Origin of the sequence: Vibrio sp. 10N.261.55.A7, from assembly GCF_002877365.1 — a bacterium.
Taxonomy (GTDB): Bacteria; Pseudomonadota; Gammaproteobacteria; order Enterobacterales; family Vibrionaceae; genus Vibrio.
Window position 1 is genome coordinate 41,209 of the sequence record NZ_MCWZ01000299.1, and the last position, 17,316, is coordinate 58,524.

Genomic DNA, 17,316 nt, shown 5'->3' on the forward strand with positions numbered 1-17,316 from the left:
AGGCGAAATACTAACGACTATTTCAAATAAGAGAAGTAGTTTTCTAAGTATTGATCGAAGTTTTCCGTATCGCTCTCTTCTTGAGCCTTCTGGGCTTGTCGAGAGCGCACGACTTCAGACTCCATCTCTTGCTGAGAGTATACTTTATATTCGTGCTGTCGGTATTGTTCACGATAGCGCTTGCCTAACTCACAACCTAGTTGGCCAAGGCCACCATGCTCTTTTGTTAAAGACAATAATTGACCTGAAATCGTGAGTTCAGGATCATCAACCCACTTAAGCAGTTTATTGCAAACGTCTTGATACGCACGGCCACCTTGAGACTCATCCATAGCCTGAGCAATCAAGATAAGATCATCAAAGACACGTTTCGCCCAGTCTTGAAGAGATAAACGCTCGCCAAGACAGCCTATTTGTAACTCTAAGCCCGTTTTACGCCCTTCAACGATCACTTTATTCCAATTGTCACGCCAACATTCGAGCTCACAGTTATCCATTGGTTCTGAGTCACTCAATGCTGCCCAGGTCAGGAACAGATCAAGGAAGCGTACTTGCTCCTCGGTAATGCCTACAGAGCTAAATGGATTCACATCCAATGAGCGAACCTCTATATACTCAACTCCCGCTCGTGCTAAAGCTTCAGAAGGCTTCTCATCAGAGTTTGCGACACGCTTAGGTCGAATTGGCGCATAAAGTTCATTTTCAATCTGCAGTACATTGCTATTCAGTTGTCGATACGCTCCGTCAACTTTAACACCAATATTCGCGAACTCTTCTGATGGCGTGCGAATGGCTTTATTTAGACCATCTAAGTACTGCTCAAGGCTATTGAAGCCTATTTTTAATACGCTCTGTGCGCTATTGGTATAGCCTAAATCACTTAACCTCAATGATGTCGCGTGAGGCAGGTAGAGCGTTTGATTAATGTTCTCAAAAGGCAGCTTTGTCTCTCTTCCCTTCAAGAAAGAGCCACACAAAGCAGGAGAAGCACCAAAGAAATAAGGGATCAACCAACCAAAACGGTAGTAGTTTCTAATCAGACCAAAATAGCCTTCGGATTTCGTCGTTTCTCGTTCTTGTTTAGATTGCTCGCCATACAGAGCATCCCAAAAGGTTTCTGGAAAAGAAAAGTTGAAATGAACCCCAGAGATAATTTGCATCAGGCTACCATAGCGGTGTTTAAGCCCTTCGCGGTAAAGTGTTTTCATTTTGCCGGAATTTGAGGTTCCGTAATATGCCAGGTTAATGTCATCTTCCGCACTGACATAGCAAGGCATTGAGAGTGGCCACATTTTCTCATCACCTAACTTGGTTTGAGTAAAATGATGCACATCTTCTAACTGATACAACAGTGTCGATACGTCATTCGATACTGGAGTAATAAACTCGAGTAAGGATTCAGAGAAATCAGTGGTGATTCTTTCATTTGAATACGCGGAGCCTAAGCTCTCTGGGTGAGGCGTTGTCGCAAGGTGGCCATCATTGTGGTAGCGCAATGTTTCTCGCTCCACGCCACGTCCATATTGCTTAAACACATCCGATTGTTTGGCTATTCGTTCTAGCCTTGCAGCAAAATCAGTCAAAATGAAGATCACTTATGTTCTTACTAAACGCATTAGCGACCAATTATTGCCGAGCCACTGCGTTCAATAGGTTGTTAGAATTTGGGCGGTATTTACCGCCCTTTATAAATGTGTACTCTAACGGATGATTTCAAGCTCTTCTATCGGAATATCTAACTTTTCTAATTCCGGAATTAAGCTTTCTGCATCTCCGACGACGATTATTTGATAATCATCGGGGCTGAACCACTTCGCCGCTAGTTTATCGAGCATTGACTTGTTCACCGTTTCAACTATCTGATTCCTTTGCTGTAGATAGTCTTCATCTAAGCTGTAAGTTAAGATATTGCTAAGCAGTGCAGCCTTCTGCGATGGGGTTTCATATTTCAATGCATCTTGTTGCCCAACGGCCAAGCGCAAGAATTCTAACTCAGCGTCCGTCATCCCTTCCTCGCTAATCAAGCTGAGCTCTTTTTGCAACTCTTCAATAGATGCGACCGTTGAATCGGCTCGGACTTGTGCATTGAATACGATAATACCAACCTCTCGGTTGGCGGCGAGATAACCATTTGCCCCATAGGTATAGCCCTTATCTTCACGTAAATTTTGGTTGATTCGGCTATTAAAATTACCGGCTAGATTAAAATTGGCCAACTGAGTGAGATAAGATTCGCCCGTCGCATCAAAAGAACGCCCTTTCCTAACAAATCGTACGACACTTTGAGGGGCTTTAGGTTTATCCACTACGTATATCTTTTGCTCTATCAGTGGCTTCACCACCTGAGGGCGAAGTAATGGCGATGCCTCTCCTTGCCAACTAGAAAAGAACGTCAGCTCTTTCTTAATCTCTTTTTTCTCTATGTCACCAACCACAACAATTTTCGCACCATGCGGCGTGTAGTGCTCATTATAAAACGCGTTTACATCATCTAAGGTTAATTCAGATAACGAGGCCTGAGTTCCATCTTGTGAACGAGAAAAGATTGAACGACCAAATATCACTTGTCTCGTGGCTTGAGAAGCTAGCCAGCTTGGCGTCTGATGACGATAAACCGCTCCTTCAATCATTTGCTTCTTCACTCGCTCAAAATCAGATTGACCAAAGTTAGGCTCAAAGAGGATCTCTTCAGCGATAGCAAGCGTCGGTGTTAAGTTTTTCTCTAGAGAGGAAATGCTGATCGAGGTGGTATACGAACCTGCACTTACGCTGATATTACTTCCGAGTTTATCCAACTCCGCTTTTAAGTGCTCTAAAGTGCGCAGCTGTGTTCCTTCTTCCATGAGAGCGGCCGTCAGGTTTGCTAGCCCCTCTTTACCTCGTGGCACATGTCTTTCGCCTGCAGGTAAGTAGATCTCTATCTGTACTGTTGGCACTTCACTGGTGGTTGTACCCAGTAGTTCGGCACCGTTATCAAAATAAAGCTCGTATAACTTAGGCATCTGAGCTTTCACACCACCAGCGACAGGCGGCATGATCGAACGATCAAAATCATCGACTGCTTTACGTTGCTCTAACTGATTGTCTGATATTTTTTGATATTCAGGCAATGTTCTCGGTTCGGGGCTAAAGTTTGCCTCACGCACCGCTAGGTTAGCTTGCCCTTTCGGTATCACGCTCAACGTGACCTTTGGCTGTTCCTGAATGTACTTTTGATAAACGGACAGTATCGATTCAGGGGACACCTCGTGAATCTGTTTCAACCTTTCGTCAATTCGGTCAGGCTGTCCGTAGAAGGTTTGATTCGATGCTAACTGAGTGACTTTTCCTCTCACACTTTCAAGAGCAAAAACAGCATTGGCTTCCGCCATTCCTGTGATTTGATCTAAACGCTCTTGCTCGACGCCATTACTAGCAAATTCATCCAATGAATCCATGAGTTCTTGATACAGTGGTGTTAGATCGCTGTCCCCTCCAGAAGCCCCCATCGCATAAACATAGAACGTACACGCGAGTTCAGCACAATCTTGAAATGCACCTGCATCAACGGCTTTCTGCGTCTTTACAAGGCGTTGATACAACAAGCTATTCGCTCCGCCTCCCAGTACATTAGCAAAAGAGTCTAATGAGGTTTGGTCTTGATGTCCGCGATACTCAGTAGGCCAACCGATAATTACCATAGGCTGCTGAATACGATCCTCCAGAGTCAAGTAACGATCGTCCGTTAACTTAGCTGGCTGCTTTTGCGCTTTTTCAACGTTAGGCCCCATTGGGATCGAACCAAAGTATTGGTTTATCCATTCCAACGTTTCATCTTTATCAATGTCCCCACCAATCGTGAGAACGGCATTGTTTGGCCCGTACCAGCGTAAGAAGAAATCTTTCAGATCATTGACATCAACGCGATCAAGATCTTCAACGTAGCCAATTGGCTGCCAAGAATAAGGGTGCCCTTCAGGGTAAATGGCTTCCCCCATTCGTTCCCACATTAGTCCATATGGGCGATTATCATAATTTTGTGCTCGTTCGTTTTTGACCGTGTCTCTTTGAATCTCAAACTTACGCTGAGAAACTGCATCAATTAAAAAGCCCATTCGGTCAGACTCTAACCACAGGACCTTTTCAAGTTGGTTTGAGGGCACTGTCTGAAAGTAATTGGTTCGATCTCGATTTGTTGTCCCGTTGAGGGTGCCACCAGCTTCAGTAATGATTTTAAAATGCTCTTGGTCACCCACATTTTCTGAACCTTGGAACATCATATGCTCAAAGAAATGCGCAAAGCCTGAACGACCAATGTCTTCACGTGCAGAGCCTACGTGATAAGTCACATCTACGTGCACCAAAGGATCAGAATCGTCAGGGGAAAGGATTACAGTGAGCCCATTGTCTAATTGATACTTAGAGTATGGAATCATGACAGTGTCAGTATTTGCTGGCACTTCTTCGATCAGAGTAACGCCCTCGGGCAGCGAAGAGAAAAAAGGAACTGACGGAATGGTGTAACTGGAACATGCTGAAATAGTGAGGAGAGAAAATGCCCCTAACCAGATATTTCTCATAACGCTTCCTTAAAAAAATCCAAAATAGATTGTAGCCAATAAACTATAGCGAAGGGCTTTCCCAACCAAAATAAGAATGAAACAGGGTAAAAATCGCATTCTCAGCCAGCCCGCTGCGAGGCACAATGGGTCACCAATGACAGGTAACCAACTAAATAATAACGTCCAATAGCCATATCGATTAAGCCAGCTAATGGCTTTATGACCATGTTTTTCTTGTTGAGTTCGATTTGGGAGCCACAAACCGAGCCAATAGTTCGTCATGCCGCCCAGAGTATTTCCTACGGTGGCAACAACGATAATAATGAAAGTGGTGTATTGATTCAGGCTTAATGTGGCAATGAGACCCGCTTCAGAGCCACCAGGCAATAATGTGGCACTGAGGAAGCCACTGATGAAAAGAACCCATAATGCAGAGTCTGAAAACCAAAGAGCAAACTGTTCAAATGCAGATGTAAATGTCTCTAGCACTGCATATCAAGCAATACCTTGCCTCTAGTGTGACCAGTTTCTATTTGAGTATGTGCATCTTGTACTTGCGTATACGGGAAAATTTTCTGTATTTCTGTTTTAAGTAATCCGACGCTGACCATGTAAAGCATCGTATCAAGCTGCTCAGGATCAGGATCAACTAACATACCCGTGGCCTCAAAACCCAATAGCTTGGCTTTTTCACAGATCAGTTCAGCACTTAATGTTGGAACGGTGACAACACGTGCCCCATCTTTTAAGCATTTCAATGCATCGAGTGCAGCATCACCGCCAATGAGATCGATCAACACATCCACCTCTTCTACGCGCTCAGAAACAGGCGCAAATTCATAGTTGATCGCATGTGCACCTAATGTTGCCATATAATCAAGGTTACTCTCACTGCAACTGGTAAAGACTTCAGCTTTGGCAGCAATGGCTATCTGTACCGCGAGGTGTCCAACACCTCCTGCTCCCGCAAGAATAAGAACTCGCTCGCCTTCTTTCACTTCAGCTTTATTTAACGCTTGTGCAGCCGTTTGGCCAGCCAATGGTAAAACAGCGGCCGCCTCTAAAGTGACAGCATCAGGAACTTGGCTTAATTCTGCTTCAGGAACACAAATGTACTGACTGTAACCACCACCTTGCAGAGGAAAACCCACAAAGCCAGCAACAATCGCTCCCTTATCAAATCGAGAAGTGCCCTCACCACCAGAAACGACTTTTCCGGCGATATCGTATCCAGGTACCCAAGGCAAATTATCTTTGTTTTGAGCGGCTGCCCAGCCAAGGCCCGCGCGCGTTTTCACATCAATAGGATTAACACCAGCAAAGGCTACCTTTACCAGTACCTCCCCACTTTTAGGTTGAGGAATTTGAGAAGTGAGAGTGGCAAGGACATCGACCTCACCAAACTGGGTAATTGCGATTTGCTTGTTTTCCATCTGTGCTAATCCTTAGTTAAATAAGAAAGGGATGCCGAAGCATCCCTTTGAATATATAACATTTCTTCTGACTAGGTTAACTTTTAGCTCGCAATTTGACCATCACCTGACCATTTGCGCGTGAATTAACCGAGTTGGTATTCTCTAATTAGCGATCTTGATTATCCGACCAAGGCTAAAAGTATACCAGCAGCTACTGCCGAGCCTAAAACACCCGCAACATTTGGCCCCATTGCGTGCATTAGCAAGAAGTTCTGTGAGTTAGCCTCAAGACCGACTTTGTTTACAACACGCGCTGCCATTGGTACTGCTGAAACACCAGCCGCACCAATCAGTGGGTTAATGTCTTCTTTTGAGTACTTATTCAAAAGCTTAGCCATTAAGACGCCTGCCGCGGTACCTATACTGAATGCAACCGCACCGAGTAGCAAAATACCTAGCGTCTTAAAGTTCAGGAATGTATCAGCCTGAAGCTTAGAACCCACACCTAAACCAAGGAAAATAGTCACAACGTTAATCAGTTCGTTTTGGGCTGTTTTCGACAGGCGATCTACCACACCCGCTTCACGCATTAAGTTACCTAAACAGAACATACCCACAAGTGGTGTGGCTGATGGTAGGAACAAAATCGTCATCAATAACACCGCAAGAGGAAAGATAACTTTCTCCGCTTTGCCGACATGTTTAAGCTGAGCCATCTTGATCGTACGCTCTTCAGGCGTTGTTAATGCCTTCATGATTGGCGGCTGAATAATTGGTACAAGAGCCATATAGCTGTAAGCAGCAACAGCAATAGCACCAAGCAAGTCAGGAGACAACTTGCTCGCTAAGAAAATAGCCGTTGGACCATCGGCTCCACCAATGATTGCGATAGAAGCGGCATCTGGCATGGAGAATTCCATTCCAGGGATATAGTTAAGCATAATCGCACCGAATAATGTTGCGAAGATACCGAACTGAGCCGCTGCCCCTAACCACAACGTTTTTGGGTTAGCAATCAGTGCACCGAAATCTGTCATTGCCCCCACACCCATAAAAATGAGTAGTGGGAAAATGCCAGTCTCAATACCAATGTAATAGACGTAATACAGCAAGCCACCTGGATCGGTAAAGCCCGCATTTGGGATATTCGCTAATACTGCACCAAAGCCAATAGGCAATAGCAGCAAAGGTTCAAACCCTTTAGTAATGGCTAAGAAAAGCAAAATAGCGCCGACCAACATCATACACAGTTGGCCGAATTCGAAGTTCGCTATCCCTGTCTCAGACCATAAGATCATCAATCCTTCCATGGTGATCCCTTACGCTAAGCTTAGAAGTGGTGAGCCAACAGTCACAGAGTCGCCTTCTTTAACAAGTAGGTCTTGAACGATACCGCCACGAGCAGCACGAACTTCTGTTTCCATCTTCATCGCTTCTAAAATAAGTAATACATCCCCTTCCGCAACTTGTGCGCCAGACTGAACGTTTACTTTGAATATATTACCAGCAAGTGGGGCAGGTACCGCTTCAGCATTACCTGCAGGTGCAGCAGCAGGAGCCGCCTGTACTGGCGCAGCACCTTGTGCGGGTGCGACTGAGGTCAGTTCACCTTGTGGGCCAACTTCAACATCAAAAACTTGACCGTCGACTTTCACGCTGTAGCTTTCAATACCGCCAACCGCTTTAACAGGAGCAGATGTGACTTGAGCAGCAGACTCTAACGTCGGTGCTGGTTCAAATGCTTCAGGGTTACGGCGATTCTTAAGGAATTTTAGGCCAACTTGTGGGAACAATGCGTAGGTAAGCACGTCATCGACTGTGTCTTCTGCTAAAGAGATACCATCCGATTTCGCTTTTTCTAGTAATTCAGTGGTTAATGAATCAAGTTCGTTTTCTAGCAGATCCGCTGGGCGACATGTTACAGGCTCTGCGCCATCGAGAACCTTCGCTTGAAGCTCTTGATCGACTTCGGCAGGAGCAGCGCCATACTCGCCTTTTAGTAGACCCGCAGTCTCTTTTGTAATGCTCTTATAACGCTCACCCGTCAATACGTTAATAACCGCCTGAGAGCCCACAATTTGTGAGGTAGGGGTGACAAGAGGAATGTAACCAAGCTCTTTACGAACGCGAGGAATCTCTTCCAGTACTTCATCGAGACGATCAGCTGCACCTTGCTCTTTCAGTTGGCCTTCCATATTGGTCAACATACCGCCAGGAACTTGAGCAATGAGGATACGGGAATCAATACCTTTAAGCTGCCCTTCCCATTTTGCGTATTTCTTACGTACTTCACGGAAATAGGCAGCAATAGGTTCAATTTGATCAAGCTTTAGATTCGTATCGCGCTCTGTACCTTCTAACATCGCAACAACTGTTTCGGTTGGCGTATGGCCATAAGTACAGCTCATAGAAGAGATAGCGGTATCGAGAATATCGACACCCGCTTCAACGGCTTTCACTGCTGTTGCCGTCGATAAGCCCGTTGTCGCATGACAGTGCAATGCTAATGGCACGTCACAAGACTCTTTGATTCGTGAGATAAGCTCTTCAGCTTCATATGGCTTAAGCAGACCTGACATGTCTTTAATACAAAGAGAGTGACAGCCAAGATCTTCCAAGCGCTTGGCAAGATCAACCCAAGTATCTGAGTTATGAACAGGGCTTGTTGTGTATGACAGCGTGCCTTGAGCATGTGCGCCAACTTCTTTCGTCGCTTTCACTGCAGTTTGGAAATTGCGTACATCGTTCATTGCATCAAAGATACGGAAAACGTCCATACCGTTGGTATGCGCTCGTTCAATGAACTTTTCTACTACATCATCCGCGTAGTGACGGTAACCCAATAGGTTTTGACCTCGCAGTAACATCTGCATAGGTGTGTTTGGCATCGCTTTCTTTAATTCACGCAAGCGCTCCCAAGGATCTTCACCTAGAAAACGAATACAAGAATCGAAGGTTGCGCCACCCCAAGTTTCAAGTGACCAATAACCGATTTTATCCAACTCTGCCGCAATAGGCAGCATATCTTCAATACGCATACGCGTAGCAAATAGTGACTGATGGGCGTCACGAAGGACCACATCCGTAATAGCTAGTGGTTTAGACATGCTCATTAACTCCTTTTAATCCTTAAAAAATCTATTTAGCTGTAGAAGTGCGATGTTGGTGAACTGCAGCAGAGATAGCGGCAACAACGTTCGGACTTATAGCAGAAGGATTTGATTGAACTTTATTATTTTGAATGGGTGTAGCGAAGGACTCAGGTGCTTCAGTTGGCACAAGTCTCGACATTAACCTTACAAGGTATACAAGAATAGTTAGGAAAATAAAGACAACTGTCATACCCGTCATCATGAGGGTTGCAGCGTCTCCTAGCAGGCTTCCAATGTTTGTCATGTTGCTTCCTTTCTTTGTCTTCCTGACAATTTATGTCGAACAATTCCGTAATTTATATCGACAGTGATCTAGGATTATCTCGATTAGTAAAAGATTGTCAATTTTGTTTAACCAACTCTTAATGATAATGCACAAAATTGATGGTTTTTTCATCACCAAAATCACATAACTCTATTTTTATCCCACTTTACAGGAGAAAAGACCAATCAATATAGACGGTTAAATCAAAAAACATGCAGATACACAGATGTTATCAAGTAAATTTGATATTTATCAATTAAAACAATAGGTTGATTTTTTAGTGTTGCAAGAATGATAATGGGATGTTAATAAAAAGCCCCGCTATAATAGCGGGGCTTTTTAAGGTGGCGCGTCCTGGAGGATTCGAACCTCCGACCGCCTGGTTCGTAGCCAGGTACTCTATCCAGCTGAGCTAAGGACGCACTGGGTTTTGATATCAATAAGTATCAATATCAGGGTCAACAACCCTTTATAGTGGCGCGCTCTGGAGGATTCGAACCTCCGACCGCCTGGTTCGTAGCCAGGTACTCTATCCAGCTGAGCTAAGAGCGCACAGGTTTCGATAACAAATCTATAATTCATCATCAGGATTATAACAACCCTTAAAAGTGGCGCGTCCTGGAGGATTCGAACCTCCGACCGCCTGGTTCGTAGCCAGGTACTCTATCCAGCTGAGCTAAGGACGCACAAGTTTTGACATTAACAAGGCTAATATCAGGGTTATAGAAACCCTTAAATAGTGGCGCGCTCTGGAGGATTCGAACCTCCGACCGCCTGGTTCGTAGCCAGGTACTCTATCCAGCTGAGCTAAGAGCGCACAGGTTTCGATATCGATCTATTTTGGTTGCTATACAAATAAAATCAATATCAGGATTATTAAAACCCTTTATAGTGGCGCGCTCTGGAGGATTCGAACCTCCGACCGCCTGGTTCGTAGCCAGGTACTCTATCCAGCTGAGCTAAGAGCGCGCAAGTTTGTGAACAACATCACAATACATTTCTTTTGGAACAAAAAAATTGACTCAAGGTCAATAAATGGCGGAGAGGGAGGGATTCGAACCCTCGATGCGGCTATAAACCACATACTCCCTTAGCAGGGGAGCGCCTTCGGCCACTCGGCCACCTCTCCGCATTGTAAATTTTCATTCTTTAAAAGAATGGCGCGTCCTGGAGGATTCGAACCTCCGACCGCCTGGTTCGTAGCCAGGTACTCTATCCAGCTGAGCTAAGGACGCACATTTTGTTCTCTGCTTGTCTGCTACAACAAGTCATCTATTTGCATGCTAAAACAAATAAGCAAGAATGGCGGAGAGGGAGGGATTCGAACCCTCGATGCGGCTATAAACCACATACTCCCTTAGCAGGGGAGCGCCTTCGGCCTCTCGGCCACCTCTCCGTCTTGCGGAGGCACATATTACGATTTACCAAAAATATGTCAAACACTTTCTTGGCAAAAAGATTAAAAAAAACGTCAACCGTTGGCTATTTAATCAAAGCGATGTGAAATCACTCTTTTTACTCGTAATATCTATTTTTAACGCACAAAAAAGGCCAGCACAATCGCTAGCCATTCATTCAGTTTTAGTAGTTGCCTGGTGCAACGTTACCATTACCTTTTTCTGCTTGAATTCGCATGTAGATTTCTTCACGGTGGACAGAAACCTCTTTTGGAGCATTTACACCGATACGTACTTGATTACCTTTTACACCAAGAACAGTGACCGTGACTTCATCACCGATCATAAGAGTTTCACCAACGCGGCGAGTCAAAATTAGCATTACTAGCTCCTTGAGTAGTCTCAAATAAATTTGTTACGAAAGTATTATCTAACAAAAGTTATATTTTCGTAAACATTAATGTTAACCAATATTAGCCTAAAAACATGTGTTTTTGATGGTCATCGAATACTTGGCCTTGGGCAAGATAAGCATCATGTAGGATATGAGCTGCATTATCTACGCAATCTTGAAATAAAACGACAGTCAATGAGTCATTATCAATGAAACAGTCAATAACGTTAATTTCACTTTTCGCTAACAACTGTGTAGATGACTTAATCAATCCTTTTGCTCGCAAACCAACGACCGTTAACAGGCTTACATTAGAACTATTACGGATTTTATCTCTGAACACCAGATCCAATTTTGAAATTGAGTCGTATTCAATCACTATGTAGGCACAATCTGCATGGCTGATCACATTCCATACATTGATTCCTAACATTTGACACTGAGTTGTAGCACTCACTAGATCGGCAGAGTCGATCTTTATTCGCAACATATTTCGGCTAATAGCTAAACCGGTGACGTCTTGAGTAGGCTCTTCTCCTAGAATGAGACTGCCTTTGTTACTGTCAAAAGTAGAAAGAACCCGCAGTGGTACTTCGTGTTTCCAAGCATATTGGACAGAAGGTAAATGTAAAACCTTGGCGCCTTTGCGAGCCATTTGTTCCATTGAAGGAAAGTCAATGATGTCCAACTTTTTCGCTTTGGGAACGACTCTAGGGTCACAGGTGTAAATACCATCAACATCGGTAAAGATTTGGCACTCTTTTGCTCGCAGTGCTCCTGCTAATGTGACGGCACTAGTATCCGAACCACCGCGCCCAAGAGTGGTGATATCACCGTTATCATTGATTCCCTGAAAACCTGCAACGATGACAATTGTACCCAAATCTAACAGAGCGCTAATCACATCTGTTTTGATACACTGGATAGTCGCTTCATTATGCTGGCTATCTGTCTCAATCCGAGCCTGTGTGGCCGTTAAAGAACGGGCTTGATAACCCAATTTATTCAGAGTCATGGCAAGAAGAGCCATAGAGACCTGCTCGCCTGAAGAGAGCAAGACATCTAACTCCCGAGCATTGGGTACACTGTCGACTTGCTTGGCTAGAGACATCAAGCGATTCGTCTCGCCAGACATAGCCGATACAACAACCACAACTTGGTTGCCTTCATTTTTTGCATTAATCACATGCTTGGCGACGGTATGAATTGATTCAATTGTTCCTACAGAGGTTCCACCAAACTTTTGTACGATAACGGGCTTTTTCACCAGTTTTCACCTTCCCAAGACTAAATCTCATAGCACTTACAAAATGGAGTTTCATAAGAGTCAAAACACAAAAACCAAGTTGTTCGCTTGGTGATGTATATCAGCCAATTAAACCACTTGGTTCTATTCGTATTGTTATGCTCAATCAAAAACTATCGATTGAGCATAGGGTTTCTTCAACGATGCTTTATTTTAGACGCTCTTCTAACCAGCCACGAACTGACATAAGAGCTTCAGGTAACGCTTCAACATCGGTACCGCCAGCTTGAGCCATATCTGGACGACCGCCGCCTTTACCGCCAACTTGCTCAGCAACCATCTTAACGAGGTCACCCGCTTTTACTTTGCCGATTAGGTCTTTGGTTACACCAGCAATCAAGCCAACTTTACCGTCTGCTACGTTCGCGATCAGGATGATACCGCTACCCACTTGGTTTTTAGCGTTATCAACCATAGTACGTAGGTTCTTGTTGTCTGCGCCTTCAATTGCAGCAACCAGTACTTTAGTCCCAGAGATGTCTTCTACTTTACCCATTATGTTTGCGCTTTCAGCAGCAGCCATCTTCTCTTTAAGCAGTTGGATTTCTTTCTCTAGCGATTTCGCTTTCTTCGCTGACTCAGCCAGCTTCTCTTCGTAAGCGCTATTCTGAGCTTCTACTGCATCTAGCGCACCTTCCCCGGTTACTGCTTCGATACGACGAATACCCGCAGCAATGCCACCTTCAGAAGTGATCTTAAATAGGCCGATATCACCTGTATTGCTCGCGTGAATGCCACCACAAAGCTCAGTAGAGAAGTCGCCCATAGACAGAACGCGTACTTCATCATCGTACTTCTCGCCAAACAGTGCCATTGCACCCTTTTCTTTCGCTGACTCGATGTCCATGATGTTGGTTTCAATCACGTGGTTCTTACGAACTTGTGCGTTAACCAAGCGCTCTACTTCTTTAAGCTGTTCCGGTGTTACCGCTTCAAGGTTAGAGAAGTCAAAACGTAGGTTGTCTGGCTTAACTAAAGAACCTTTCTGAGCAACGTGCTCACCTAGAACTTCGCGCAGTGCAGAGTGAAGTAAGTGCGTTGCAGAGTGGTTTAATGAGATAGCAGCACGACGCTCAGCGTCAACCGTTGCTTGTACTTTATCGCCCTTAGCGAATACACCTTCAACTAGTTCACCGTGGTGCGAAAATGCGTTACCTAGCTTCTGAGTGTCTTGTACTTTGAATAGACCTGATGCCGTTTTTAGCGTACCAGCATCGCCACATTGACCGCCTGACTCAGCGTAGAATGGCGTTTCTTCAAGGATGATGATGGCTTTGTCGCCCGCTGATAGTGAAGAGACTTCTTCGCCGTCAACGAATAGCGCAGAGATTTCACCTGAACCTTCAGTACCTGTGTAACCACAGAACTCAGTGTTGGTGTCTACTTTGATCGTCGCGTTGTAATCCGTGCCGAATTGGCCAGCTTCACGTGCACGTTTACGCTGTGCTTCCATCGCCTTCTCAAAGCCTTCTTCATCTATAGTAAAGTCGCGTTCACGAGCTACATCGTTAGTAAGGTCAGCTGGGAATCCGTATGTGTCGTAAAGTTTGAAAACTGTTTCGCCGTCAAGCTCTTTGCCTTCAAGCGCGTCTAATGCGTCATTAAGAATAACCATGCCGCGCTCTAGAGTGCGACCAAAGTTTTCTTCTTCAATGCGAAGTACTTTTTCAACAAGCTCTTGCTGTTTCTTAAGTTCATCTGCCGCAGAGCCCATCACTTCAGCCAGTACACCCACAAGTTTGTGGAAGAACACGCCTTGTGCGCCAAGCTTGTTACCGTGACGAACTGCACGACGAATAATACGACGTAGAACGTAACCACGACCTTCGTTTGAAGGCATAACGCCGTCAGCGATTAGGAATGAACAAGAACGGATGTGGTCAGCAATAACGCGCAGCGATTGGTTCGATAGATCGTCATGACCCACCACTTCAGCTGTCGCTTTGATTAGCTTTTGGAATACATCAATTTCGTAGTTAGAGTGAACGCCCTGCATGATTGCAGAAATACGCTCAATACCCATACCAGTATCTACAGCTGGTTTAGGTAGCGGTTCCATAGTGCCGTCAGCGTGACGGTTGAACTGCATGAATACGTTGTTCCAGATCTCAATGAAACGGTCACCATCTTCTTCAGGTGTACCAGGGCGGCCGCCCCAGATGTGCTCACCGTGATCGTAGAAGATTTCAGTACATGGGCCACAAGGACCTGTGTCGCCCATCGTCCAGAAGTTATCTGACTCGAACTGTTTGCCGCCGTCTTTGTCGCCGATGCGAACGATACGGTCAGCAGGTACACCTACTTTCTTGTTCCAGATATCGAATGCTTCATCATCTGTCTCGTATACCGTTACCAGTAGACGATCTTTTGGCAGTTGAAGAGTTTCTGTCAGGAATTCCCAAGCAAACGCAATCGCTTCTTCTTTGAAATAATCACCAAAGCTGAAGTTGCCTAGCATTTCGAAGAACGTGTGGTGACGAGCCGTGAAACCTACGTTTTCAAGGTCATTGTGTTTACCACCCGCACGTACACAACGCTGAGCCGTAGTTGCTCGTGTGTAGGCACGCTTTTCGGCGCCTAGGAAGCAATCTTTGAATTGGTTCATACCTGCGTTAGTGAATAGCAGGGTTGGATCGTTATGTGGAACTAACGATGAACTGTCTACGATTTGGTGTTCTTTGCTCTCAAAGAACTTAAGGAACGCGTTGCGAACCTCATCAGTGCTCATGTACATGCAGCTCTTCCTGAAAATAGTCGAGTTAGAATTTTGCCGTATTGTAGATCATGGTTAAGGCTTCGACTAGTTTTCTTGTAGAAAAGACACCCTTGGGCAGGATTTTAGAGGGAATTCGATAAAATTAAGAATATTCCACTATATCGAGCCGTGGAAAAGCAGAACTAAATTGGTGACCTATCGGCTAAGAAAACTCGGACTACGAAAGAGAGTTTGTTAAAGGTATGCACGACGGGGCTACTCCAATAAAAAAGCCCCGCATAAAAAATGCGAGGCTTTAAGTTCTTTAAAAGCGGATGCTTCTTTTAAACATCCACTCTATAAAACGTTAGCTTATAACTCTTCGTTTTCTTCTTCTTTCTCTGCATCTTTCTCTTCAAGAACAGCAGGAGTCAGTAGCAATTCACGAAGTTTAGTATCAATCTCTAGAGCAACTTCTGGATTTTCACGTAGGTATTTACCAGCGTTAGCTTTACCTTGACCGATCTTGTCGCCTTTGTAGCTGTACCAAGCGCCAGCCTTTTCTACCAACTTGTTCTTAACACCTAAGTCGATAAGCTCACCTTCACGGTTGAAGCCTTTACCGTAAAGAATTTGAGTTTCAGCTTGTTTGAATGGTGCAGCAATCTTGTTCTTAACAACCTTGATACGCGTTTCGTTACCAACAACCTCATCACCATCTTTGATTGCACCCGTACGGCGGATATCTAAACGAACAGAAGCATAGAACTTAAGTGCGTTACCACCTGTTGTTGTTTCTGGGTTACCAAACATCACACCAATCTTCATACGGATTTGGTTGATGAAGATAGCCATACAGTTAGACTGCTTAAGGTTACCAGTCAGCTTACGCATTGCTTGAGAAAGCATACGAGCCTGAAGACCCATGTGGCTATCGCCCATTTCGCCTTCAATTTCTGCTTTTGGTGTTAGTGCTGCTACTGAGTCAATAACAAGAACGTCGATTGCACCTGAACGAGCCAGTGCATCACAGATTTCAAGCGCTTGCTCACCCGTATCTGGTTGAGAAACAAGAAGTGCATCAATATCAACACCCAGCTTTTGAGCGTAGATAGGGTCAAGTGCGTGCTCTGCATCAACGAAAGCACACGTTTTTCCTACACGTTGTGCCGCTGCAATCAGCTCTAGAGTAAGCGTTGTTTTACCTGAAGATTCAGGGCCATAAACCTCAACGATACGCCCCATTGGTAGACCACCAGCACCCAGTGCAATGTCTAAAGAGAGTGAACCCGTTGAGATGGTTTCAACATCCATAGTACGGTTATCACCAAGACGCATAATAGAACCTTTACCAAACTGCTTCTCAATTTGGCCAAGGGCTGCGGCTAGTGCTTTTTCTTTATTTGCGTCCATCTCTATCTCCATACGGTTCGTAACGTTGGATACGAACTTGACTATACTGATTACCCAAAAGGGTTTCTAATTGGTTTTTATTATACTGTTGATTCATACAGTGTCCATACCTGTATGAAAAAAATAATAGCGTAGTATTGTTTGTGCCACACGAAATGTTGTCAATTCTTTAGCACGATTATTGGATGCAATTACTCAAATGTTCACTAACAACTTGAAGTGCATGCTTTATTGCTTGTGAGCGGACTTCTGCTCGGTCACCTTTAAAACAGATAGTCTCTACCTTATGCCAATCCTTTAAATTAGCCCAAGCGAAGCAAACTGTGCCAACTGGCTTCCCTTCCGTTACACCACCAGGGCCTGCAATGCCACTGATCGATACCGCTATCGTTGCTCTAGAGTGAGCGAGTGCGCCGTTGACCATTTCGACTACCGTCGACTGACTCACTGCACCATGCAAAATCAGTGTCTGTTGAGAAACACCAAGCATTTCCATCTTAGCTTCATTGCTGTAAGTGACAAAAGCACGGTCAAACCAGGCTGAACTGCCCGCAATATCGGTTACGGCGGTTGCAACGCCGCCGCCAGTGCAAGACTCAGCCGTCGCCAAGATCTGATTGTTTTCGAATAGCTGCTGACCAACTTTTTGACTGAGTAACGTAAGTGCGTCCATGTCTGAAAAACCTCTCTGTAACTTCATCGCGTGAATTTGGATCTTTTCGCGTTGATCGTATTCAC

Annotated in this window: 12 protein-coding genes and 8 tRNA genes; all 20 read right to left on the reverse strand. The window is 44.7% G+C overall.

Going from position 1 to position 17,316, the window contains the following annotated elements; translation table 11 throughout:
* Positions 1 to 17: 17 nt before the first annotated feature.
* Positions 18 to 1,583, reverse strand: coding sequence for a glutamate--cysteine ligase (gene gshA, locus BCU12_RS16805; protein WP_102405475.1), 1,566 nt, complete (start codon positions 1,581 to 1,583; stop codon positions 18 to 20).
* A gap of 117 nt (positions 1,584 to 1,700) precedes the next feature.
* Positions 1,701 to 4,559 (reverse strand): pitrilysin family protein, encoded by a 2,859-nt coding sequence (locus BCU12_RS16810; protein WP_102405413.1) that lies wholly within the window; start codon positions 4,557 to 4,559, stop codon positions 1,701 to 1,703.
* 9 nt (positions 4,560 to 4,568) lie between these two features.
* The gene (locus BCU12_RS16815) at positions 4,569 to 5,030 is read right to left on the reverse strand and encodes a YqaA family protein (RefSeq protein WP_102405414.1); all 462 of its coding nucleotides are present in this window, start codon (positions 5,028 to 5,030) and stop codon (positions 4,569 to 4,571) included.
* Positions 5,024 to 5,974: an NADP-dependent oxidoreductase gene (locus BCU12_RS16820; protein ID WP_102405415.1), complete on the reverse strand. Its 951-nt coding sequence runs from the start codon at positions 5,972 to 5,974 to the stop codon at positions 5,024 to 5,026. Before BCU12_RS16820 ends, BCU12_RS16815 begins: the two co-directional genes overlap by 7 nt.
* Before the next feature lie 161 nt (positions 5,975 to 6,135).
* Positions 6,136 to 7,266 carry a sodium ion-translocating decarboxylase subunit beta gene (locus BCU12_RS16825; RefSeq protein WP_102405416.1) on the reverse strand — a complete coding sequence of 377 codons (1,131 nt, stop codon included), beginning with the start codon at positions 7,264 to 7,266 and terminating at the stop codon, positions 6,136 to 6,138.
* A 9-nt stretch (positions 7,267 to 7,275) separates the two neighbouring features.
* Complete coding sequence (gene oadA, locus BCU12_RS16830) at positions 7,276 to 9,063, reverse strand: sodium-extruding oxaloacetate decarboxylase subunit alpha (RefSeq protein ID WP_102405417.1); 1,788 nt, start codon at positions 9,061 to 9,063, stop codon at positions 7,276 to 7,278.
* 31 nt (positions 9,064 to 9,094) lie between these two features.
* Positions 9,095 to 9,352: an oxaloacetate decarboxylase subunit gamma gene (locus BCU12_RS16835; RefSeq protein ID WP_102405418.1), complete on the reverse strand. Its 258-nt coding sequence runs from the start codon at positions 9,350 to 9,352 to the stop codon at positions 9,095 to 9,097.
* Positions 9,353 to 9,718: 366 nt separating this feature from the next.
* Positions 9,719 to 9,795 (reverse strand) — tRNA-Arg (locus BCU12_RS16840).
* Positions 9,796 to 9,848: 53 nt separating this feature from the next.
* A tRNA-Arg gene (locus BCU12_RS16845) sits at positions 9,849 to 9,925 on the reverse strand.
* 57 nt (positions 9,926 to 9,982) lie between these two features.
* Positions 9,983 to 10,059: transfer RNA gene (locus BCU12_RS16850), tRNA-Arg, on the reverse strand.
* 54 nt (positions 10,060 to 10,113) lie between these two features.
* Positions 10,114 to 10,190 (reverse strand) — tRNA-Arg (locus BCU12_RS16855).
* Positions 10,191 to 10,265: 75 nt separating this feature from the next.
* Positions 10,266 to 10,342, reverse strand: a tRNA-Arg gene (locus BCU12_RS16860).
* Positions 10,343 to 10,409: 67 nt separating this feature from the next.
* Positions 10,410 to 10,502, reverse strand: a tRNA-Ser gene (locus BCU12_RS16865).
* 29 nt (positions 10,503 to 10,531) lie between these two features.
* A tRNA-Arg gene (locus BCU12_RS16870) sits at positions 10,532 to 10,608 on the reverse strand.
* A gap of 68 nt (positions 10,609 to 10,676) precedes the next feature.
* Positions 10,677 to 10,769 (reverse strand) — tRNA-Ser (locus BCU12_RS16875).
* 185 nt (positions 10,770 to 10,954) lie between these two features.
* Positions 10,955 to 11,152, reverse strand: coding sequence for a carbon storage regulator CsrA (gene csrA, locus BCU12_RS16880; protein ID WP_009847619.1), 198 nt, complete (start codon positions 11,150 to 11,152; stop codon positions 10,955 to 10,957).
* A gap of 91 nt (positions 11,153 to 11,243) precedes the next feature.
* Complete coding sequence (locus tag BCU12_RS16885) at positions 11,244 to 12,431, reverse strand: aspartate kinase (protein WP_102405419.1); 1,188 nt, start codon at positions 12,429 to 12,431, stop codon at positions 11,244 to 11,246.
* Positions 12,432 to 12,618: 187 nt separating this feature from the next.
* Positions 12,619 to 15,204, reverse strand: coding sequence for an alanine--tRNA ligase (gene alaS, locus BCU12_RS16890; protein WP_102405420.1), 2,586 nt, complete (start codon positions 15,202 to 15,204; stop codon positions 12,619 to 12,621).
* Positions 15,205 to 15,537: 333 nt separating this feature from the next.
* A complete protein-coding gene (gene recA, locus BCU12_RS16895) occupies positions 15,538 to 16,578 on the reverse strand; it encodes a recombinase RecA (protein ID WP_102405421.1) in 1,041 nt (346 codons plus the stop codon).
* Between the two features lie 178 nt (positions 16,579 to 16,756).
* Positions 16,757 to 17,251, reverse strand: a complete 495-nt coding sequence (locus BCU12_RS16900; RefSeq protein WP_102405476.1) for a CinA family protein — start codon at positions 17,249 to 17,251, stop codon at positions 16,757 to 16,759.
* Positions 17,252 to 17,316 lie beyond the last annotated feature (65 nt).

Excerpts from the sequence above, each read along its gene's own strand:
- BCU12_RS16810 (WP_102405413.1), bottom strand. The coding sequence starts at position 4,559 with ATGAGAAATATCTGGTTAGGGGCATTTTCTCTCCTCACTATTTCAGCA.
- csrA (WP_009847619.1), bottom strand. The coding sequence starts at position 11,152 with ATGCTAATTTTGACTCGCCGCGTTGGTGAAACTCTTATGATCGGTGAT.
- oadA (WP_102405417.1), bottom strand. The coding sequence starts at position 9,063 with ATGTCTAAACCACTAGCTATTACGGATGTGGTCCTTCGTGACGCCCAT.
- BCU12_RS16835 (WP_102405418.1), bottom strand. The coding sequence starts at position 9,352 with ATGACAAACATTGGAAGCCTGCTAGGAGACGCTGCAACCCTCATGATG.
- BCU12_RS16825 (WP_102405416.1), bottom strand. The coding sequence starts at position 7,266 with ATGGAAGGATTGATGATCTTATGGTCTGAGACAGGGATAGCGAACTTC.
- BCU12_RS16900 (WP_102405476.1), bottom strand. The coding sequence starts at position 17,251 with ATGGACGCACTTACGTTACTCAGTCAAAAAGTTGGTCAGCAGCTATTC.
- recA (WP_102405421.1), bottom strand. The coding sequence starts at position 16,578 with ATGGACGCAAATAAAGAAAAAGCACTAGCCGCAGCCCTTGGCCAAATT.
- alaS (WP_102405420.1), bottom strand. The coding sequence starts at position 15,204 with ATGTACATGAGCACTGATGAGGTTCGCAACGCGTTCCTTAAGTTCTTT.
- BCU12_RS16820 (WP_102405415.1), bottom strand. The coding sequence starts at position 5,974 with ATGGAAAACAAGCAAATCGCAATTACCCAGTTTGGTGAGGTCGATGTC.